The organism is Streptococcus rupicaprae, assembly GCF_040545225.1.
In the GTDB taxonomy this organism is placed as follows: domain Bacteria; phylum Bacillota; class Bacilli; order Lactobacillales; family Streptococcaceae; genus Streptococcus; species Streptococcus rupicaprae.
This window is the reverse complement of the sequence record NZ_JBEPLO010000019.1, coordinates 22,802-44,785: the sequence shown is the minus strand read 5'-3', so window position 1 is coordinate 44,785 and position 21,984 is coordinate 22,802. Positions and strand designations below refer to the sequence as shown.

20 protein-coding genes are annotated in these 21,984 nt (G+C 45.3%); 2 read left to right on the top strand and 18 right to left on the bottom strand.

Annotated features, from left to right (window positions below; translation table 11 throughout):
- Positions 1 to 8: 8 nt before the first annotated feature.
- From ABID29_RS08525 to eno, 14 genes are all read right to left on the bottom strand, one after another.
- Positions 9 to 527 carry a VanZ family protein gene (locus ABID29_RS08525; protein ID WP_354365733.1) on the bottom strand — a complete coding sequence of 173 codons (519 nt, stop codon included), beginning with the start codon at positions 525 to 527 and terminating at the stop codon, positions 9 to 11.
- 1 nt (position 528) lies between these two features.
- Positions 529 to 1,068: a VanZ family protein gene (locus ABID29_RS08520; protein WP_354365732.1), complete on the bottom strand. Its 540-nt coding sequence runs from the start codon at positions 1,066 to 1,068 to the stop codon at positions 529 to 531.
- Positions 1,068 to 2,150, bottom strand: coding sequence for a dual-specificity RNA methyltransferase RlmN (rlmN, locus tag ABID29_RS08515; protein WP_354365745.1), 1,083 nt, complete (start codon positions 2,148 to 2,150; stop codon positions 1,068 to 1,070). The genes ABID29_RS08520 and rlmN overlap by 1 nt, the downstream gene beginning before the upstream one ends.
- A gap of 119 nt (positions 2,151 to 2,269) precedes the next feature.
- The gene (locus ABID29_RS08510; RefSeq protein ID WP_354365731.1) at positions 2,270 to 2,920 is read right to left on the bottom strand and encodes a YutD family protein; all 651 of its coding nucleotides are present in this window, start codon (positions 2,918 to 2,920) and stop codon (positions 2,270 to 2,272) included.
- A 404-nt stretch (positions 2,921 to 3,324) separates the two neighbouring features.
- A complete protein-coding gene (locus tag ABID29_RS08505) occupies positions 3,325 to 4,383 on the bottom strand; it encodes a SepM family pheromone-processing serine protease (RefSeq protein WP_354365730.1) in 1,059 nt (352 codons plus the stop codon).
- On the bottom strand, positions 4,373 to 4,861 hold the full coding sequence (coaD, locus tag ABID29_RS08500; protein ID WP_354365729.1) for a pantetheine-phosphate adenylyltransferase: 489 nt from the start codon (positions 4,859 to 4,861) through the stop codon (positions 4,373 to 4,375). The genes ABID29_RS08505 and coaD overlap by 11 nt, the downstream gene beginning before the upstream one ends.
- 265 nt (positions 4,862 to 5,126) lie before the next feature.
- A complete protein-coding gene (locus ABID29_RS08495) occupies positions 5,127 to 5,426 on the bottom strand; it encodes a hypothetical protein (RefSeq protein WP_354365728.1) in 300 nt (99 codons plus the stop codon).
- Positions 5,427 to 5,436: 10 nt separating this feature from the next.
- A complete protein-coding gene (gene rsmD / locus ABID29_RS08490; RefSeq protein ID WP_354365727.1) occupies positions 5,437 to 5,976 on the bottom strand; it encodes a 16S rRNA (guanine(966)-N(2))-methyltransferase RsmD in 540 nt (179 codons plus the stop codon).
- Between the two features lie 388 nt (positions 5,977 to 6,364).
- Positions 6,365 to 6,748: a hypothetical protein gene (locus tag ABID29_RS08485; RefSeq protein WP_354365726.1), complete on the bottom strand. Its 384-nt coding sequence runs from the start codon at positions 6,746 to 6,748 to the stop codon at positions 6,365 to 6,367.
- Positions 6,749 to 7,204: 456 nt separating this feature from the next.
- A complete protein-coding gene (locus ABID29_RS08480; RefSeq protein WP_354365725.1) occupies positions 7,205 to 8,494 on the bottom strand; it encodes an adenylosuccinate synthase in 1,290 nt (429 codons plus the stop codon).
- Between the two features lie 522 nt (positions 8,495 to 9,016).
- Positions 9,017 to 10,213 (bottom strand): hypothetical protein, encoded by a 1,197-nt coding sequence (locus ABID29_RS08475; RefSeq protein ID WP_354365724.1) that lies wholly within the window; start codon positions 10,211 to 10,213, stop codon positions 9,017 to 9,019.
- Positions 10,214 to 10,233: 20 nt separating this feature from the next.
- Positions 10,234 to 11,694 carry a beta-Ala-His dipeptidase gene (gene pepD, locus ABID29_RS08470; RefSeq protein WP_354365723.1) on the bottom strand — a complete coding sequence of 487 codons (1,461 nt, stop codon included), beginning with the start codon at positions 11,692 to 11,694 and terminating at the stop codon, positions 10,234 to 10,236.
- Between the two features lie 299 nt (positions 11,695 to 11,993).
- A complete protein-coding gene (locus ABID29_RS08465) occupies positions 11,994 to 12,647 on the bottom strand; it encodes a GNAT family N-acetyltransferase (protein ID WP_354365722.1) in 654 nt (217 codons plus the stop codon).
- Between the two features lie 230 nt (positions 12,648 to 12,877).
- Positions 12,878 to 14,182, bottom strand: a complete 1,305-nt coding sequence (eno, locus tag ABID29_RS08460; protein WP_354365721.1) for a surface-displayed alpha-enolase — start codon at positions 14,180 to 14,182, stop codon at positions 12,878 to 12,880.
- A gap of 201 nt (positions 14,183 to 14,383) precedes the next feature.
- On the opposite strand from eno, the gene ABID29_RS08455 reads away from it, so the two are divergent.
- Positions 14,384 to 14,839: a YueI family protein gene (locus ABID29_RS08455; protein ID WP_354365720.1), complete on the top strand. Its 456-nt coding sequence runs from the start codon at positions 14,384 to 14,386 to the stop codon at positions 14,837 to 14,839.
- 70 nt (positions 14,840 to 14,909) lie between these two features.
- Here the strand turns inward: ABID29_RS08455 and yghU are convergent, their stop codons facing one another.
- Entirely contained in the window at positions 14,910 to 15,701 is a 792-nt protein-coding gene (gene yghU / locus ABID29_RS08450; RefSeq protein WP_354365719.1) for a glutathione-dependent disulfide-bond oxidoreductase, read from the bottom strand.
- Positions 15,702 to 15,917: 216 nt separating this feature from the next.
- Between yghU and srtB the strand changes: the two genes are divergently transcribed.
- Complete coding sequence (gene srtB, locus ABID29_RS08445) at positions 15,918 to 16,778, top strand: class B sortase, LPKTxAVK-specific (protein WP_354365718.1); 861 nt, start codon at positions 15,918 to 15,920, stop codon at positions 16,776 to 16,778.
- Positions 16,779 to 16,845: 67 nt separating this feature from the next.
- Here the strand turns inward: srtB and thrS are convergent, their stop codons facing one another.
- From thrS to ABID29_RS08430, 3 genes are all read right to left on the bottom strand, one after another.
- Positions 16,846 to 18,786, bottom strand: a complete 1,941-nt coding sequence (gene thrS, locus ABID29_RS08440) for a threonine--tRNA ligase (RefSeq protein WP_354365717.1) — start codon at positions 18,784 to 18,786, stop codon at positions 16,846 to 16,848.
- An 843-nt stretch (positions 18,787 to 19,629) separates the two neighbouring features.
- Entirely contained in the window at positions 19,630 to 20,973 is a 1,344-nt protein-coding gene (locus ABID29_RS08435) for a glycosyltransferase family 4 protein (RefSeq protein ID WP_354365716.1), read from the bottom strand.
- Between the two features lie 2 nt (positions 20,974 to 20,975).
- The gene (locus ABID29_RS08430) at positions 20,976 to 21,971 is read right to left on the bottom strand and encodes a glycosyltransferase family 4 protein (protein ID WP_354365715.1); all 996 of its coding nucleotides are present in this window, start codon (positions 21,969 to 21,971) and stop codon (positions 20,976 to 20,978) included.
- Between the last annotated feature and the right edge of the window lie 13 nt (positions 21,972 to 21,984).

The following is a 21,984-nucleotide window of genomic DNA, read 5'->3' as shown; positions in this document are numbered from 1 at the left end:
TATTTTATCTAGAGATAATGCCAAATCCAACTTCCTTGAGATTTTAAGTAGAATACGAGGAAGACAGTCATCAGACATACAGCAAGCATAAGTCCCTCAATTAACCAAAGGCACTTAGGGGGCAACAGCCAGGTCAGTACCCCATAGAAGCCACCCCCCATTAGAACGCCAAAGCCATTAGTCAAAAGATCTGTTATATCGCTGGCTCCAGTGGCCAAAAGGTACTGCAGGCTTTCTAGCAAGAGACTCAAACCAAGGCCCAGCCCTAAAATTCGCTCAACCGACCAGCCTGGTTGGTGCCGTCTGATTAACAAGCCGAAGGGCATAAAGACCAAAACATTGGCCACAATTTCCTTGATGTGTAGACTGCCATCCCAGTTTTGTGACTGTGCAAAGGGAGTCAGGTTTAGCGACCGCATCTGGGGTAATTCATAAGGAGTCAAGGCAAATTTAAAGAGGACCAACCAGGTGAGCACCAGCAGATACAGGATGAGGGTGGAGCTGATTAGCCTTTGCGATCCTTTCATGTCAGCTCCTTTCCTTTTTAAACCTCTCCTTGGAGATGGCACGGTAGGTCCAATAAGCGATCCCTCCTCCAAGGCTGTTGGTCCAGAGATCATCCATTTCAAAGACCCGACCTGCATCGATAGCCACATCTAAGAAGACCTGGGTCAACTCGATCCCCAAGCTCATGAAAAAGCTGTAGAGTAAGGCCCGCTTAAGGCTCCGCCATTTTGGAAAAAGAAGCAAACAGCAAAAGACCAGGGGTGTTAAGAGCAAGACATTGGCTAAATTTTGCAGTAAAATCAGGAAAAAGTCACTCCAAGTCGCGATCTGTCTTGCGTTAACAAAGCTATTTAAGGGAATTATAAGAAGGTAGACCCGGCCAACTTGAATAATGCCTGGCGTCATGACGTCCTTGTACTGGGGCATGAGGTGCTGGGGCGTAAAACACATGGCTATCAAAACCAGTACATAAGCTCCTACCAGTAATTGAAGGAATTTTCGTCCCAGTGGTGTGGGTTCCAACTGTCGGTCAAAGACCTTAGCAAAGATCTTAGCCCACATTAGGATGTTACAACTGCCGCTTTAGCAGCATCCTTCTTCATGGTGTTGGACCTCAATTGCCCACAGGCCGCATCAATATCGGTTCCATGCTCCTGGCGGATGACACAGTTGATGCCATTTTTCTTGAGGGTGTCATAGAAAGCCATCACCCGCTCTCTAGGACTTCTGCTGTACTGATCATGCTCCGTGACAGGATTGTAAGGGATCAGGTTAACATAACTGAGCTTTTTGATATCCTTCAAAAGTCCAGCCAGTTCCTTGGCCTGCTCAATGCCGTCGTTGACCTGATTAAGCATAATGTACTCAAAGGTTACACGACGATTGGTCGTCTTGATATAGTAATCAATGGCCTCAAAGAGCTTTTCTAAAGGAAAGGCCCTGTTGATTTTCATAATGGAACTGCGCAAGTCATTGTTGGGAGCATGCAGAGAAACCGCCAGATTGACCTGGATGCCCTCATTGGCAAACTCCTTGATCTTGTGCGCCAAGCCTGAGGTGGAGACAGTGATGTGTCTGGCTCCGATGGCCAAGCCCTTGTCATCGTTGATGGTCCTGAGGAAGTTTAGGACGTTCTTATAATTGTCAAAAGGCTCACCAATCCCCATAACCACCACGTGGCTGACCCGCTCTCCTAGGCCACGGTCGTCAAAGTATTTTTGGACCAGCATGATTTGGGATACAATTTCTCCTGCATTCAAATCTCTTTGCTTTTTAATCAAGCCTGAAGCACAAAAAGTACAGCCAATATTGCAACCGACCTGGGTGGTCACACAGACAGACAAGCCGTAGTGCTGGCGCATCAAGACGGTCTCAATCAACATGCCGTCTGGCAATTCAAACAGGTACTTGACCGTTCCATCCGCTGATTCCTGAACGATCCGCTGCTTTAGGGGATTGAGCACAAAAGCGGCTTCCAAACGCTCCAGCAATGCCTTGGATAAATTGGACATCTCCGCAAAGCTCTGCACGCGCTTGGTGTAGAGCCAGTCCCAAATCTGGTCTGCCCGAAACTTTTTGTCTCCCTGTTCAAGGACCCAGTCCAGCAGTTGCTGGCGGGTCAAGCCATAAATAGATGGTTTCATTTCCATAATTTTCCTCTGTTTAGTTAGCTTTTCATCCTTTGCTGCTTTTAGATCAAGCCCAAAGAACTGAGCCATCTTTCAATCGCTCTTATTTGCCCGATCCGACTGTCAATCCTGCCTTATTTCTGGCGAATGACAAAGTCGCGTTTGGTCGATTGAGAACTCGTTTTGGCTGGTTTCTTCTCTGGCCGTGTTTTTTCTGTTTTGATCTCAAAGTTGCGTTTGTCTGGCTGGGACTGATTGGACCGACGGCGACGAGACCTTTTCGTCTGCCCTGATTCTACCTGGTTCAACTGAGCCTTGCCGGCTCCTTGATTGGACCGGTCAGACCGTGCAGCCGAAAACTGATTTTGACGGTTTGAACGCGGCTTGCGGCGACGGCGGTTACCTCTTGGATCCTGTTCGTCTTCTTTTAAAGGCTCCTGCGGATGAGGATTTTCTAGGACAAAGTAAGCACAACCATAGTTGCAGTACTCCAAAAGATAATCTTCCAGACGGCTAATTTTCAACTCAAGCTTAGTGGTCTTATCATCCCTATAAAACCCCTTCAGGCGCAGCTGCTCATTGCCCCAATCGCCGACAATGTAATCAAACTTAAGCATAAAGGTGGTAAACCGCTGTTCAAAGGCCGTGAGGTCAAAGGCTTCCTTGTAATTGTCAACTAAAAGCAGGTCAATCCCTTCTGCCTGGATACGGTCAAAGGTTCTTTCAAATCTTGGCCCTGGAAACTTATTGTAGTTGTACATTTCCGGAGTGATGTCTTTTTTCATAATATCCCTTTCTGTCTTTCACCTCTTATTATACTACATTTTCAGCTCTTGGGGAGAAGATCTTCTGTTTTTGGTGAATTGTCAGACACTTTAACCTGATCTTCAAAAACATCAAAACTGACCAAGGCAGATGGGCAGGCCAGAGCGCATAGGAAGAGGCCAATAGCTGTATCTGCTCAGCCCTTGATACACTAGCGACTCCGACAACTTCTCCTCATACGCTTTGAAAATCAAAGATAGTCCTTGTCAACTGGCTTCGATGAACACCAGTTCTGTCCTCAGCTTCCTTTACTAGGCTAGATTGATTTTCTTTGAGTATCAAACGCTAAGAATAGGCAAAAGGGACAGGTTGCCCTCGGTTCCCCAAGCTCCTGTCCCTCATTGCCAGTTGAGTTTTTGATGAATTAGTTATTTTTCAGGTAGTCGATTGCATCTTGAACAGTCTTGACGGGAACGATTGTCATGTCTGTCTTGATGGTCTTAGCTGCTGCAAGGGCTTCTTCATAGTTGGTTTTGGCATCAGGGTGGACCTTCAAAATCTCCTTGTCAATAGGGTTGTCTGGTGCAAAAAAGATCTCTGCTCCGCTATTGGCCGCCGAAACAACCTTTTTATCAATACCACCGATATCGCCAACCCTGCCATCTTTTTCGATGGTACCAGATCCTGCAATCATGCGACCATCGCGCAGGTCAGGGTCAGCCAGCTGGGTATAGATGCTGAGGGTAAACATGAGGCCAGCAGACGGCCCACCGATACCAGCTGTCATAAACTCAACATCATGGGAACTGGAAACCTCGGTATGGTCTGTCAGACCAATGCCAATTCCATTTTTTCCATTATCCAACTTGATAATCTGGCCTTTTTCAGTCCTGGTCAGGCCATCGGACTCAAAGGTCACTTCAACATCGCTTTCAAGCTCTTGCTGGGAGACATAGTCAATCAGCTCCGCCGACGACTGGAAGGTCTTGCCATTAACGGCTGTCACTGTATCCGCGATGTTCAAAATCCCTTGGAAGGTCGAATTTTCCATGACTTGTAGGACATAGACCCCCAGATAATCCAAGGTGATCTCCTCACCGGCCAGAGTCAAGGCCTGGTATTCAGCCATGTGCTGCGAACTTTGCATATAGAAGTTGTTGATTCGCATAAAGTCATCATTGCTGGCCCCACCGGTCACTTCGGCCTTGCTGTAAATATCCGTAAATGGCGTTGCCCAAGCATAGACAAGGCTGGCCAAGGTAGCAGGCGCCATCGTGATATAAGTGAAATTATAGGACCCTTCTGCCTGATCTTCCTCCCCATCCACTGTTAAAACATGGCGGACATCCTCAGCTCCCCCAGGACTTTCAACGTAGTATGGCAGAGGCACCGTAAAAGCAGCAAGCAGGGTTGCAAGCAGAATGACAAGACTGATGATGATACGCCGTTCTTTTTGACGGCTGGTCAAGGCTTTAGTGGTCACGTTGTTTCTCCAATTCTTTCTGAACAAGGGCAGGGACATAAGCTGAAAAATCCGCCTCAAAGGCCAATAATTCTCTCACGCCACTGGAACTAACATACTTATACTCTGGCTTGGCGAGCAGGTAGATTGTCTCAAGTTCTGGCGCCAAATTGCGGTTGTAAAAATCAAAACTCGCTTCATACTCCAAATCCTGACTCCCCCGCAGGCCACGCACCAGATGGGTCACCTGATGACGCCTGGCCACCTCGACGACCAACTCCTCCGTAGAAGCAAGCACTTCAACATTACCAAGGTGAGCGGTCAACTGCTTCAACCACTCTACTCGCTGGTCAATGGGAACCAGGCCATTTTTATGGCGATTGTAAAAGACACCGACCCAAAGCTGGTCAAAGAGCTGGCTGGCGCGTTCAATAATATCCATGTGCCCCAGAGTCACGGGATCAAAAGAGCCTGTGAAAAGGCCAATTTTTCTGGTCATCTACCTATCTCCTTTCTCTCGGATTGCTTGAAATGAAATACATAAAAAGAACGTTAAGAATGATTCTAGCAACTATCTTCCAGCTAAAACCAGAAGTTACCCCATCTACAAGATAACCCCCAGCGATCACCAAAAAAAGCAGACTGCTCCATTTGAATCGAGGCTTAGGAAATTTCCCTGTCACCTGTCCATGAATGAGATAAAAGCTATAACAGAGGACTACCGCTAAAAACAAAAGCGTCATATTATCTAAAACAGTCATTCTCTAATCCTCACGGTCCTGACTAAAGTAGAGATACATAGGTAGACCAATCAATAGAAGCGCTCGGTAAATATCAGCGGTTTGCAGGCCATTTTGCTGCCAATCCAGCATCGTGTAGAGCAACTGAATCAAGGCCAGAAGCAAAAAGAACTGATTTCTCGTCCTAGATAAGGCACCGACGCCTTCTTGGTTCTTACACTTGTAACGTCTGAGCAAACCTTCCAAGCGATTCAGTCGCCACAGGAGGTAAAGCAAGACCAACAAAACCAAGAAAAACAAGACATAAATGAGCCAAACTTGCATAAGGCCTCCATCAATAAATGTAGACAGTCACCTTGGAAATCCCATACTGCTTTTGCTTCCAGATCCCCAAACCAGCAATCTCCTCCGGCAGGTCAACAGCCTGGTCTGTCTCACAGACCACCATGACATCCTCCTTCAGCAGATGACCTTCTTCCAAGAGTTCAATGGTTTTTACAATCTCCTCTTTGGCATAGGGAGGATCCAAAAAAACCAAATCAAAAGAACCTTCCAGACTAGCCAGAGCCTGGTTGGCCTCCATCTTAAGAAGCTGGAACTTCTCTTTTTCCCTTGTCATGGCAATATTCGCTTCGATAATGGCTTGGGCCTTGCGGTCTCTCTCGACTAAAACAGCCTGAGACATGCCACGAGAGACTGCCTCGATGGCTAAACCACCGCTACCAGCGTAGAGGTCCAAGACCCGCCCGCCATCAAAGTAGGGGCCAATCATATTGAACATGGCGCCTCTCACCTTATCCGAGGTCGGCCTGGTTGTTTTACCATCCAAGGTCTTTAAGGGACGTCCCCCATAATTACCAGATACAATTCTCATAGTCCTTATTATATCACAAATCTTGACAGCTGCTATCCCTTTATTTGAGGTAATTAGAAAGATTGTGACCTTTTCTCAAATCGACATATCTTCATGGTAGAAGGAATAAAGCGAGTGATTCCTGTCAGTTGACCTTAATAGGATTGCTGTTGTTATCTATTCCCTCCAAAAAAATTACCCGAACTTTTAAACACCTCTGAGTATTTTGATTTACTTGCAACAGTCGCTATGCCTTTTGCCCGTGTCATCTCATAAATGAGAAAAGGAAGTGTGATTGTTTCTTAAATCGAGTCAAAGTCAATTTGCCAGCGTTTTTTAGTTAATGGCCTCTCACATCAAAAAAAGCCTGAAGCTCTGCTTATCGAACTCAGACTTTTTGAGATATTTTCTACTCTACTGTTCCCTCAACAGGAGCTTCTGGTTCTGCCGGTACTATCGGTTGCTCGACGATCGTCTCCACTGGAACTTCTGGTGCTGGCACAATGACCGTGACAGGAGCCTCTGTCACTGGAGGTTGATAAATGACCTGACTGGTTTCTGTCTGGATTTCCGTCGACGACTGGGTCGTGGTGGTTTCCGATGATGTTTCCGTTTGACTACTTGTAGTCGTTGTGGTTGTTGTCTCCGTTTTAGCGACCGGTTTTGGTGCTGGCAATTGAGACTCAGATATCTGCTTAATCGTTGCCAAGTATAAAAGACCTGCACAAATGAGCGCTAATCCACCCAAGATAAACTGTTGAATCGCCCGACTTTCTTGACGTTTGAAACGCAAACTCCTCTACCTCTTTTCTAAATCTTTAAGATAACATCTCTTTGTCCAATCTAGTCTATCACTCCCACCCTTGCTTGTCAAGAAATCAATGCATTTCCATTTGTCTTTGATTTCAAGGTTTGAGCGCATAAGCATTTTATACTGAATTAAAATCAAAATTAGACGATTTAACTTGATACTCGATTTGTACTAAAATAAGTATCCATGAGTTACTTTTTCACATGTCGCATTGAAGCGAAAAGACACCTACGATATCCAAGGTACGTAACAGGGACATATGCCCATCACTCATTCTATCTAATTTTGATTTTGAAAGAGTATTATCAATTAAGACTCCAAAAAAGGAGCGACACTACTGGAATCAGAAAAACCTTAGAATCACATATCGAGATGTCGATTCTAAGATTTTTTAAACAGTTATGACTAAGTCTCTTCAAAAACTTTTGACAAAGTTGCTTAACTAGACCATACAGACTCCAAAATATTGGTCTGCTCGCGGCCTGGGCCAACCGAGAAGGTCGAAATCCGAATGCCTGTCAACTCGCTGATCCGACGGACATAGTTGCGGGCATTTTCAGGCAGGTCATCAAGGCTTCGCGCCCCAGTGATATCCTCAGACCAGCCCGGCAGCTCTTCGTAGATGGGCTTGCAGCGCTTGAGCTGTTCAAGGCTGGCTGGATAGTAGTCAATCCGCTCCCCATCGAGGTCGTAGGCCACACAGATCTTAAGGGTTTCAAGACCTGACAAGACATCGATTGAGTTAAGGCAGAGGTTGGTGATCCCTGACACACGGCGACTGTGACGCATGACAACGGAGTCAAACCAGCCAACACGGCGTGGACGACCCGTTGTAGTGCCATATTCCTTGCCGACTTCTCGGATGCGATCACCAATCTCATCGAACAACTCCGTTGGGAACGGCCCATCTCCAACACGGCTGGTGTAGGCCTTGCAGACCCCAACCACCTTATCAATCTTGCTCGGACCCACACCCGAACCGATGGTCACCCCACCAGCCACTGGGTTAGAAGAAGTCACAAACGGGTAAGTTCCCTGGTCAATATCCAACATGACCCCTTGGGCCCCTTCAAAGAGGACCCGTTTGCCTTGGTCAAGCGCATCATTCAAAATGACAGACGTATCGGTCACATACTGCTTAATTTGCTGGCCGTAGGCATAGTATTCTTCAAAAATTTCTTCAAAGCTGATTTCATCTGACTCATAGAGCTTAGTGAATTGACGGTTTTTATCCGCCAGGTTAATCCGCAGGCGCTCTGCGAAGATGTTACGGTCCAAAAGGTCGGCAATCCGAATCCCGACACGCGCCGCCTTATCCATATAGGCAGGGCCAATGCCCTTGATGGTCGTTCCGATCTTGTTATCGCCCTTGGCCTCTTCCAGAAGCTGGTCCAGCTTGATATGGTAAGGCAAGATGACATGGGCACGGTCAGAAATCCGCAGGTTATCCGTGCTCACACCGTTTTCATGCAAGTAAGCCAATTCCTTAACCAAAGACTTCGGATTGACCACCATGCCGTTACCAATCACCGAAATCTTCTCCGGAAAGAAGATCCCCGACGGAATCAGATGCAACTTGTACTTGAAACCATCAATAACAATGGTGTGGCCAGCATTGTCTCCGCCTTGATAACGCGCGATCACTTCCGCATTGGCCGAAAGGAAATCCGTGATTTTCCCCTTGCCTTCATCCCCCCACTGGGTCCCAACAACAACAACAGATGTCATACGTCTACTCCTGGAAATAGCTGCGCAGCTACTTCCGTCCTTTCTCGATCAAACATGGCAGGAATCTCACCTGCGAGTTTTACTCATGCCTTTCTATTATAAAGAAAAAACCGAATTAATTCAAGATTTCATCATTAAAATTCGGGTTTTATTCATTAAAATTGACTTTTGAGAATCAGAATGCTTGAAAAACGAAACCATAACTTTCCTATCAAATAAAAATTCTAAATATGATTATCTTTGTTGCAACAGAAACTCACTCTGTCAGTCAAGCCGGCTCGGTTCTGACAACTTTAGTATATTATCCACCAAGTAAAAGTATCGGGACCTCAGTCCAAATCCCTCATTCTCCCAAAGAAATAAAAAAAGAAACAACAACAGTTCCCTGTTTGTTGCTTCACTGGTGATTCTATTCAACACTCCGTAAAAACGCAGTTCCAATATCTTTTGACAAGGTTGCGATTATCTTGAGACCTACTTGTTTGATAGGTCTTTTGTCAGTCCATTTAGAGTTGTCACTTCTTAAAGAAAATTCGTCAGAATCCCTGCGAAAAGGACCGAACCTAGCGTAACGGTCGTAAAGCCTCCAACCAGCATGGTCGGGACCAAGGTGTTTGTCAAATATTCCTTTTCTTCCTCTGTCTCAGCCAAGACATTGATAGCTTCATTGGAGAGCAGGAAATTAACAGGAAAACCGATTAGACAGTTTAAAGAAATAGCAAACGAGAGTTTCCAGTTGACCTTGAGCATTTTTCCAACGACAATTCCTCCAATGGCCATCCCGATAATTCCCAAGCCAATCAAGACAATCATCGGTACAATCAAAGATAAAATTTCTTCAACAGAGCTATTTACCAAACCTCCCATGACACCAACGAGTGAGGCAACAACGAAGAAACCAAAGGTATTGGCCTTTTGCAAGGATTTGCGTTCTAAAAGACCAATCTCACCCGCAAGGATCCCGTACAGCAGGGCGAAAATAGTTGCTGAAATTTTAAAGTTTGTTCCAAAACTCCTAAACACCATACCAGACAATTCTGACGTTAGGACCGCAATAAAACCAACTAATCCAAGGAGAGCTAGGTAAGTTGCTGTATCCAAGTATTTCTCTGGAATAGGCGGAAAAATGCGCTTAATCTTATCCTCACTGGCAGACAAATCGAGTCGCCCCCTACCGCTTCTGAATAACTCTAGACGTCTGTTAACCTCAGACCTTAGCAAGCTTGGTAAAATGAAATAGACAGGAAATTCTTGCAAAGCCAAGAGAAGTAAAGCAATCGTTGACATGAGTGGCAAACCTTTTTCAAGAGCCGCACGTGACATTTCAAACGAGGCCACAAAACCTCCTGCAATTGGTGGAGCTGCAGTCACAGCGGTCTGCCAACCATAAATCAATGTTCCTAGAGGCAGGACCACCGCAGCAATCCCAATGATAGCCCCTATACCAATTAAAACTGTTTTCCACTCCTTAATAAGAGAAGACAAACTTAGCGAACTCCCCATGTTTACTACGATGATAACCATGATCACATCTGTCAGAGCATCCGAAAAACCTGCTAGAGTTATCACATCCTTCGGCAGAAGTCCACTCCAAACCAATCCCAGTAAAAGCATTAAAAAGATGAGAATCGACGGGACGATAGCTTTGGTTTTAACAGAAATCACTTCACCGATGGCCAAAAAAGTCATTAAGGTAAAAAATGCTATAGCTGGATGCATAAGAGCACCTCCTCCAATAATTAATCTAATTGTTTTAAAATCGCTAATAAGTAACGGTAAATTTTATCCGTAGACGAGACACTGAGTCGTTCAGTCGGAGCATGCAAATCCTTGTTGTTAGGGCCTATCGAAATGGCCTCCATATTCTCAATCTTATCAGAGAAGCAGCCACATTCTAGGCCAGCATGGAGAACTAAGGCCTTTATCTGATCCCCAAATAACGTTTGATAAACTTTTTCGGCAACAGACCGAAGCTCTGATTGTGGCCAATAAATCCAACTTGGATAAGCTGCAAACTCTCGTACCTTTCCGCCAATACGTTTAGCCATTACCGAAATCTGCTGATAAATAAACTGACGATTGGCCGGCGAGGACGATCTGATTTCCCCTACAAACATCAGCTGGCCCTCTTTCAAGTAAAGCTCACCTAGATTACAAGAGCTCTCGACTCCACCTAGTGAACCGATCATATCCGAAATACCATTTGGATAAAGCATAATCACATCGATCAACTGATGGCTAGTTTCCTTAGACAATATACGTTCTGGCATTGCGACAGCTTCTAAGTCCATAGCCAAGTTAGGATCACTTTCCTCGTAGACTTTTTTAATCTGTTCTCTGAATGCTTCAATCTTAGCACGTATATCCTCCAAATCCTTAGGATCAAAAACCAGAGTTACTGTTGCCTCTCGTGGAATGGCCAGACGGAAATTTCCTCCTTTGGGATCTGCGACTTCAAAATCAAATTGACTCCGTAAATCATCTAGTAATCTCCCGATTAACATAATCGCGTGAGCTCGTCCCTTATCAATGTCCTCTCCTGAATGACCGCCAGTCAGTCCGTCAACTGTCAAGCGATAGCTAACCAAACCTGAAGTCGGTTGATTAAAGCTAGCCTCAATAGATAACTCGCAACCCTTACCTCCACTACTTCCCAAGACAATCTCGTCATCTTTAGCATGATCGAGATTGATAATGCGGCTGGTCCTAAACCAGGATGGTTCAACGGCTAGAGCACCGCTCATATCTTCTTCTTCAGCTGTTGTTAAAATAACATCCAAAGGAGGGTGAGCAAGGGCTTCATCTTCCAGTATAGCCATGGCAATCGCAATCCCAATACCATTGTCGGCTCCAAGTGTTGTTCGCCCACCAGTCGAAAGAATATCCTCATCCAACTGCAAATGGAGCGGATCCATTTCGAAGTCATGGGAATGACCTGAAGCTTTTTCACAAACCATATCAAGATGGGCTTGAAGGATAATCGGACGCTTAGCACCATAACCTGGACTGGCTGGTTTCCGAATCAGAAGATTGAATTTCTCATCTTGAACAACCTCCAAGTGGTTATCCTTTGCCCAATTAAAGAGATAATCACTCACTGCTTTTTCCAAGAAACTAGGTCTAGGAATCTTAGAAATCTGGGAAAAATGGTAAAAAACTCTATTCTCTTCTAATAAATGTTCCAAGTCTCGATATACCATACTAGATCTCCTTATTTAATTTAATCATCTATTCTGTGTCGGAATATTCGGAATTGATATTTTAAAAAAATTCTAAAATCTCTCTGATGATTGACTAACATTATAAGTTCAAACAGAGTTGCTGTCAAACTTTTTGAGAGTTTTATCCAAATATTTTCCTAAAAACCAAACATTCTAGTCCCAAAGCCAAAAATGACTAGAAAGCCTCTCCATAAATCACTACACTAATTTATCAGTAAGATTTCTAGCTTGCAAGAGAATTCAATAAAATCTATTCTTAGAATTTTCAAAAGTCCCTTTTAATAATTAGGAGCTTCATAAACCTTAATATAGGTTTTCTCATGACAGACAGCATCAATATCAAACAATTCTAGATTTTCCTTTTGCGAGACGATATAAGTCCCTTCCCGTTGGTAATAAGGGATTTCCTTCCCATCTCTTGAAAACTTGAGACGTTTTTCTTCCCTTAACACCTCAAAGGTAAATCCTTCCTGGTCCTTAGGTGTCCCAACCACTAGGTAGTCTTCGGCAACCAACTGGCCTCCCCACTTTTGATAGAGGTGATTGGCAGCATCACCATCCCGAGTAAAGATAGCCAAGGCTTGGACTTCTTGCTCTTTTAACCAAGCATCTGCCACCTCCCAAAGCTTTGACGCAATGCCTTGATTTTGATAATCAGGATGAACGGCTAGATTCTCAAAATAAGCGACCTTCTCGCAGGGATAATAAGCATAGCTACGGCTATATTCTGGTTTGTAAATGCTAATGCAAAGTAGGCCCAAGACCTGTTCGCCTTCAACTGCTATTAAATCCAACTGGTCTTCATAGACCTCTGTATTCATTTCTTCCTTAACCCGAGACATGTCATCAAAAAATGGGGAAAACAAATGACTCAGCGCCTTGGTATATAACCAAGACTTCTCGTACTTAGAATCATATGGAATGATGTTCATATTAGTTCCTTTCATTTTCTCTATACTAGTGCCTAAAACCTAGCCCGTCTCATCTATAAGGTGACAATTAACAGGTTATCCTATTGATCCCACTCTGCCTCGCAGCTTCTCTTGACAAGAATGAGACTTTAAATCATAAATTATAAAAAGAAGGAACCTAGCTCAGCCAGATTCCATCTCATATTTCCCTCACTCTATGAGTTCAGGGATAATACTGTTCTTCAACTCGCTTATTTTTTCAAGTTGTAGAATGATTTCAAACCGCGGTACTCAGCGATTTCGCCCAATTGATCTTCGATACGAAGCAATTGGTTGTACTTAGCGATACGGTCTGTACGTGACAATGAACCAGTCTTGATTTGGCCTGCGTTTGTTGCAACAGCGATGTCAGCGATTGTTGAATCTTCTGTTTCACCTGAACGGTGTGATACAACGGCAGTGTAGCCAGCTTCTTTAGCCATTTCAATAGCATCGAAGGTTTCAGTCAAAGTACCGATTTGGTTAACCTTGATAAGGATAGAGTTAGCAGCACCTTCTTGGATACCACGCGCAAGGTATTCAGTGTTTGTTACGAAGAAGTCGTCACCAACCAATTGAACCTTCTTGCCAAGACGAGCTGTAAGAGCTTTCCAACCATCCCAGTCGTTTTCATCCATACCATCTTCGATAGAGATGATAGGGTACTTGTCAACCAATTCTTCCAAGAAGTCGATTTGTTGTTCAGATGTACGAACAGCTGCGCCTTCACCTTCAAATTTAGTGTAGTCGTAAACACCACGCTCTTTGTCGTAGAATTCTGATGCAGCACAGTCGAAGGCGATGAAGACATCTTTACCTGGTACATAACCAGCTGCTTCAATCGCTTCAAGGATTGTTTCAACACCGTCTTCAGTTCCTTCGAACTTAGGCGCAAAACCACCTTCGTCACCAACAGCAGTTACCAAACCACGTGACTTCAAGATTTTCTTCAAAGTATGGAAGATTTCAGCCCCCCAGCGAAGCGCTTCTTTGAAAGTTGGCGCACCAACTGGCATGATCATGAACTCTTGGAAGGCGATTGGCGCATCTGAGTGAGAACCACCGTTAACGATGTTCATCATTGGCGTTGGCAATACTTTAGTGTTGAAGCCACCAAGGTAAGTGTAAAGTGGCACTTCAAGGTAGTCAGCAGCCGCACGCGCAGCAGCGATAGATACTGCAAGAATAGCGTTAGCTCCCAATTTTCCTTTATTTGGAGTACCGTCAAGTTCGATCATGGCACGGTCGATACCTTGTTGGTCACGAACGTCAAAGCCGATGATTGCTTCTGCAATAATGTTGTTCACATTGTCAACAGCTTTTTGTGTCCCAAGACCAAGGTAACGAGACTTGTCGCCATCACGAAGTTCAACTGCTTCGTGCTCACCAGTAGACGCACCTGATGGTACCATACCACGGCCAAAAGCACCTGATTCAGTGTATACTTCTACTTCAAGAGTTGGGTTACCGCGTGAGTCAAGGACTTCGCGAGCGTAAACGTCAGTAATAATTGACATGTTTTACTCTCCTTATGAGTTAATTTTTTTACAAACTCATTATACCTTAAAATAGGCAGAACTTCAAGTGAAAGCTCAAGATTTGAAAAAACTCCTGAAAACAAGTCATTAAATGATCAAAACGATGAATCCGAAAAATATGTGAATCAATTTACAAATTTGCTCCTCAAAAATTTTGACGCTCTGTGGTAGAATAGTAGAATGACAGATCTTAATCAAACCATTTTGCAAAAGGCAAGTGGCGAAAACCGCCTCAACCCTGACCAACAACGCCTCTTTTTGGGGACCTATCGCGAACGTGTCGTCCTAGCCATCACTTTCGAAGAAGCAGGGCTTCCAGGCCTTAAAAATGGGCTAAAACCTATTTTAGAAAAACTCTTGATAGACATCCAACCACTGATCCTGAAAGTGTCCAGCCAGCTGGACGATGGGCTAAAGCTCTACTACATGCGCTTGGCCCATGATATCAGCCTGCCTTTTAGCCTAGTCAGCGAAGAGGCTAGTCAGTCACCCTACGGAATCGTCCTGCATACTGACCATGCCCTCAATCGGGAAAGCATTGGTTTGAGCAACAACTACACCGAACTGCTTCAGACACCAGAAATAGCCCCTCAGAGCCCTAAAAAAGGCTTCTGGCAAAAATTTTTTGGTAAATAATAACAATAAAAGAGATTAGCGACTCTGATTGACTCGATCAGAATGACTAAGCTCTTTTTGCTTGCTTTGGTTAGTCCTTAATAGCCTTATATTCAGCTTCCAACCCTCTTTGGACTGCTGGCCGTGCTGCAATCTTATCAGACCAGGCCTTGAGAGATTTGTAGCTATCTAAGTCAAGAAATTCATAAGCACCTTGGTAGAGGGCATCTTGGGCTAAGCGACCGTACCAGGACCAGATGGCTATGTCAGCGATCGTGTAGTCTTCACCAGCAATATAAGCTTTTTTAGCGAGTTCTTTATCCAACAAATCCAGCTGACGTTTGGCTTCCATGGTGAAGCGATTGATTGGGTATTCAAACTTCTCTGGAGCATATTGGAAGAAATGTCCGAAACCGCCTCCTAAAAACGGAGCAGCTCCTGTCTGCCAGAAAAGCCAATTGAGCACTTCTGTACGCTTGTCCAAACTTTCTGGTAAAAAGGCCTTGAAACGCTCCGCTAAGTAGAGCAAAATCGCTGAGGACTCAAAGACTCGCAAGGATTGATTCCCTGATTGATCCAGCATGGCTGGGATTTTAGAATTTGGATTGATGGCAACGAAGTCACTTCCGAATTGGTCCCCATCCATGATGCTAATGCGGTAGAGGTCATAAGCAGCTTGGTCGTAGCCCAACTCCAATAGCTCTTCCAGCATAATGGTCACCTTGATTCCATTTGGTGTTCCTAGCGAATAAACCTGAAAAGGGGCTTCACCCTTTGGCAGGCTCTGCTCAAAACGACTCCCAGCTGTCGGACGGTTGATCCCTGAAAATTTTCCTTGGTCGCTGTCCTCTGCCGTCCAAACCTTTGGCAATTGATAAGTCATAGCAATTCCTCCTTTTTCTTATCCTACCATTTTCTGGCTAATTTTTCCAAAATTCAACACAGTCAAACAAGAAATAGCACCATTGGTTTGAAGTTTCTCATTGATCTTTCGGTTAATCCTTAAACACATTAAAAATTTTCTGACATCTTACTGGATTTCTTCACTATTTGTGCTATAATATATAGAAAATTACTCAAAGGAGAATGGACATTATCCATGAAGCGCTCACAAAAGCACCGTAAAAGACAGTTCCCATGGTGGTTAAGCCTGCTGATCCTTCTTGGACTAGGGGGGCTGATTTGGACAGGAACACAGGCCTTGCAGACTAAGCCAGCAGAGACCGTGCCAAGCACTAGCCAAACAAGCTCTTCAAGCACTACGCCATCTTCGACTGAGCCACCTAAAAAGGTTTATACCGTTTCAGAAGAGGAAAAAGCCTATCTCAAATCGCGCTTTGATCCCCTCCTTGCCCTCAACAAGGACACGATCGCTTATGTCTATGCGCCAGGGACCATGCTCGATGAACCTGTCGTTCAAGGGATTGACAACAGCCACTACCTCCAATACACCATTGATGGTCAATACTCCCCTTATCTAGGAACAGTTTTCATGGATTATGAGAATTCCAAGGCCTTCGACAACAGCTTGACCTGGCTCTTTGGCCACGCTAGAGGAAGCACCGTTCCTGACCACCGCATGTTCAACGATGTCAATTTTTACGAAGATCAGGCTTATTTTGACCAGCACCGCCATGTCGTTATAGAGACCCCTGAACGTAAATATTACTATGAAGCTGCCTTCTTTATTGTTGTCCCTGAAACAACTGGTTTTTATCGGACTTCCTTTGAAAGCAAGGAAAGCTTTGCCCAGCAGTTGACCGAAGTCAGCAAGGATGCTCGAACAAAGGCCAATCATATCACCATTAACCCTGACGACAAGTACCTTGTCCTCTCCACCTGCCGCGAAGAAGACGAGACCATCCGCACCAACCTCTACCTCCGTCAAATTCCTGATGAAGAACTGGTAGATTTCTTAGAACAGCACGGTACGTCACTGACTTATCAGCCGACACGCTAAAAAGAGCCTGAGACAAGTCCTTCTCAGGCTCTTTCACTATATCTCATATTAGTCTTGTGGACTCATATTAGTCCTGTGGACGCGACTTTCTCGCAATATCAGCCAAGATATGTTCCACGAAGCTGTCCAATGCGACTGTTTCCGTCTCTTTGCTGCCATAACGGCGGACGTTGACGGCACGGTCTGCCTGTTCCTTGTCGCCGACAATGAGCTGGTAAGGAATCTTGCTGGTCTGGCTCTGACGAATCTTGTATTGCATCTTCTCGTTGCGCTCGTCCACCTCGGCTCGGACGCCACGGTCCTTGAGGGCCTTGGCCACTTCCCAAGCATAATCCACATGGGCTTCGTTAGAGATTGGGATAACAGTGACCTGTTGCGGAGCCAACCAAGTTGGGAAGGCCCCCTTGTAGGTCTCAATCAGGATAGCGGTGAAGCGCTCCATGGTCGAGATTACCCCACGGTGAATCATGACTGGACGGTGCATCTCGCCGTCAGCACCGATGTAGTTAAGGTCAAAGCGTTCAGGAAGAAGGAAGTCCAACTGGATGGTTGACAAGGTTTCTTCGTTACCAAGTGCAGTCTTCACCTGGATATCCAACTTAGGTCCGTAGAAAGCTGCTTCACCCTCGGCTTCAAAGTAGGCCACGTCCATTTCATCAAGAGCAGCCTTGAGCATGCCTTGGGCTTTTTCCCACATCTCGTCGTTATCAAAGTACTTCTCCTTGTCCTCTGGGTCACGAAGGGACAGACGGAAACGGTAATCCGTCAAGTTAAAGTCCTCATAAACATCGATGATGAGCTGAAGAGCCTTTTGGAATTCTTCCTGAATCTGCTCTGGCGTTACGAACAAGTGACCATCGTTGAGGGACATTTCACGCACCCGCTGGAGACCAGAGAGGGCACCTGATTTCTCGTAGCGGTGCATCATACCGATTTCAGCGATGCGGATAGGCAACTCACGGTAAGAATGCACGTGGTGCTTGAAGACTTGGATGTGGTGCGGGCAGTTCATCGGGCGCAGGACAAACTCCTCGCCGTCCCCCATGTCCATGACAGGGAACATATCCTCGTGGTAGTGATCCCAGTGACCAGAGGTCTTGTAAAGCTCAACGCTGGCAAGCGGTGGCGTATACACGTGCTGGTAGCCAGATGCCAATTCCTTGTCCACAATATAACGCTCCAGCTCACGACGGATGGTCGCACCATTTGGCAACCAGAATGGCAGACCCTGACCAACCTCTTGAGAAATCATGAAGAGGTCCAGCTCTTTACCGAGTTTACGGTGGTCACGCTCTTTTGCTTCCTCACGCATTTGCAGATAAGCCTTGAGGTCTTTCTTGTCAAACCAAGCTGTCCCGTAGACACGCTGCATCATAGCATTGTCAGAGTTTCCACGCCAGTAGGCACCCGCCACATTGAGGAGCTTGAAGACTTGAACACGGCCCGTTGATGGCACGTGTGGGCCACGGCAGAGGTCGACAAATTCACCTTGACGGTAAACGGTCAAGCCCTTGTCCGCATGCTCGTTAATCAACTCTAGCTTGTAAGGGTCGTCCGCAAAGAGTTCCAGCGCTTCTTCTTTGGTGATTTCCTCACGGATACAGATGTGGTTTTCTTGGACAATCTTGGCCATTTCTTTTTCGATGGCTTCCAGGTCCTCGTTAGAAATCTGGTTGCCTTCGCCATTGTCGGTGTCATAGTAGAAGCCATTTTCAATAGCAGGACCGATACCCAGACGCAGATTAGGGAAAAGGCGACGGGCTGCCTGGGCAAAAACGTGGGCTGCCGAATGGCGGAGCAGGTCAAAGGCGTCCTCGTGGTCAGCCGTGACGATTTCAAGCGAACCATCTTCTTCAATCTGACGAGTGGTGTCAATCAAATTGCCGTTAAGCTTACCAGCCAAGGCCTTCTTAGCCAAACCTGGGCTGATGGCATGGGCAATGTCATAGGTTGTGGTGCCTTTGGCGTATTCACGCACCGCACCGTCTGGGAAAGTGATTTTAATCATCGTTTAAGATATAAAGGGCGTTAAGCGGACTAGAGAAAAATAGGAAATCAACCGCAGAAGCTAGCTTCTAGGGAGATTTATCTTTTTTCCGCCGTCCGTAGCCCGTATTCAGTTAGAATGAATACGAGTGACGTCCCTTCAGTTCCTTTCTATATTTTATATAATTTATTTTTAGTTTTTGACACCCTCCCTAAGTGGTGTCGCCGTTGTGAGCTTGATAGCGTTTAGCTCTAGGATATTCTAATTTGTCAGTCTAACGACTGCTAAGAAACATCAAGAACTAAATCTCATCAATCTCCCTGACTAAGTGAAACGTCCGAGGCCTTTTCACTTGCGAACTAGCACCACAGCGGAGAGTATCGGTTGGGATTGTTTCGCTCACTTTCTGGCCTTAACTAGAGCAAATTTTATTGCCTTGCCAAGAGGTGAACGAAGTGAGAACCACTGGATGATGGTTTCGTCATCGCATGAAGATGTCGTCATGAAACGCTTGGGATTCCTCAAATAGTCCCCCAAACTATTTGAGCTACCGTGCCACGCTCCTTTAGAAACCATCAAAACATAAAACGACGCCCTCGCAAAAGGACGTCGTAACGTGGTTCCACCTTCATTTATCCATGACAAAGAGCCATGAACCTCATGTTTGGCGATAAGGGAACCACCCTTTTATGTTGGCATAAAATCAAGGAAGGAGTATGCCATCTAGCTCCCTATGCTCTCTCACCAACCGAGCACTCTCTCAAAGGAAGGTCTAGGGACACATGTCTTCTTTTCTATTGTAGCTTAAGTGGGCAAGTTTTTCAAGGGGAAAAACTATTTTTTATATCATTTTAGCTTTAGCTATCACTTCTGATCCTCACTATCTCGGTAGCGTCTGCTCAAATCTCGCAAATACCTTCTCGAACGAACAGTTGATTTGACAATGATTCTCTTTGGCAGATAGACACCCTTGCGGGCAATGAGGAGACCTGTTTGCGTGGCCTTTCGCGCCATCACAACAGGAATTGGGGATAACTCCCCATCAGCCATTCTCTGATCGTGAGCTAGAACCATTTCCAGGTAGAAGTCTGCTACTTGACGGCCAAAGTTTTCCGCTGAAATCTCATAAAGTTTATTAGCCAGAGCATCTTTTGTCATGGCCGGTGTCGCCATAATAGCATCGCAGATGGCTTCGGCCAAATCTTTTTCATAACGGTAAAGCGTGCCAAACATCTTGTCCGAAATCACACTGGATAGGTAAGGGTTATCATGGGCAATAACTGGTGTGCCCGATGCTAAAGCTTCCAGATAGGTCAGGCCTTGGGTCTCTGAGGTTGACGCCGACACAAAGAAATCCGCTGCCTTATAATAAAGAGCTGTCTCGCTAGGGGCAATCATCCCTGTAAAAATCACATGGTCTGTCAATTCCAAATCACTGGCTAATTGCTTGAGCTGAGGCAAATGCGGACCGTCACCAGCAATGACCAACTTGACATTTATCCCCTGTTCTAGGACTTGTGGCAAGGCATGGATCAAGGCCTGGATATTTTTCTCATAGGAAACCCGCGAGAGGCTGAGCAACATGCAGGTGTCCCCTGAAATGCCCAATTTTTCTCTCAGCTCAACCATGTCCTGTTTCGACAACTCTGGCCGACGGAATTTTTCCAAATCAATGCCTGTCGGAATCACCCGCTTAGGCGCAGTCACCTTATAATCTGTCAGAGTCCCTTCGACAATCTGACTCGGGCAAATGACCCCATCAATATAACTGCAATAAGACCGAATAATGTATTTAACCATGCCAGGTCGAATCACTCTTCCCTTGGCAATGTAATGCACATAGTCCTCGTAATTGGTATGATAGGTGTGAATCACAGGAATTTTCAGTTCACGCGCAATCATTTTCCCCAAAAGTCCTAGGCTAAACTCTGTCTGGGTATGGATGATATCTAAATGGTAACGCTCTGCCAATTTCACCGCATCGCTAAAACCAGCATAGGCAATCCGTCGGTCCTTAAAGGCAAAAAAGGGCACACTAGGGATACGAATAATCTGCCAATCCTCATAACGGTTGACGTCCTTATCTGTCGTTGTGAAAATAAAAACCCGATGCCCTAGCTTCTCCAACTCTTTTTTAAGGGTTTTAATGGAGGTTGCAACACCTGATACCTGTGGAAAATAAGTATCTGTAAAAATTCCAATCCGCATGCTTATTCCATTACTTTCTTGTAAATTTTGGCCAATTCTTGAGCAACAGCCTCAATCGAACGATTCTCTGCTACTTTGTAACCAGCCTCTCTTTTATCTATTTTCCCTGCTAAAATATCGTCTAACGCAGACACAAATTCTTGATTGCTATTGCCCTTAACAACCGAAACACTGTCTAACCACCCATCATATACAGGGATATCTCTGACTAGAACGTGCTGGCGACTGGCTAGCGCTTCTAAAACCACGATTCCTTCTGTCTCTTCGTAGGATGGGAAGAAAAAGGCATCTGCGCCGCTCATGGCCCCTTCAAAGACAGGCCCCTTGATATAGCCTGGAAAACTAACATTGGCTGGATGATTTTTTTCAACCAAGTCAACAATATCCTGAGGGATAAGAAGCTTGTTAATCTGACCGAACCAAATGAAGCGCACATGGGGCATTTGCTCGGCTACCTTGACAAAATCTATAATCCCCTTGCGCTTAAAATAAAGCCCTGCACTGATTACAACCCGATCTTCAGGCTGCAAATCAAAATACTGGCGAAAGGCCTGCTCTTTTTCCAGATCTGGCTGATAGCGCCCCAAATCGATCCCGTTCGACACCGGCGCAATCGGCCGCGTGATCCCATAGCCTTTCAATAAACTTGCTGAATAAGGAGTCGGTGTGATGATGAAATCCGCCTGCTGGTAAAAGAAGGTCAGGTAGTTCTTGACCATCGGCGCTAGCAAATTTGAGCCTTTAAAAGAATTCTCAAAGTCTTCCTTGGTTGAATGGGCGTGGACAATGACTTTTTTTCCCTGCCTCTTAGCCTGTCGCAAGAGTCGCAGGCTCTTAAAGCCATAGGTATTGATATGAACCATGTCATAATCGTCCTTGGGATCCGTTGTATAGTCAATGCCCGCCAAGGTGAGCGCCTTTTCCTGATGCTTAATCGCCCGTCCGATGCCAGACTTCGAAATCAGCTTCTCCCCTTCTAAATACAGTAAAATCTTCATGCTTTAATTATAG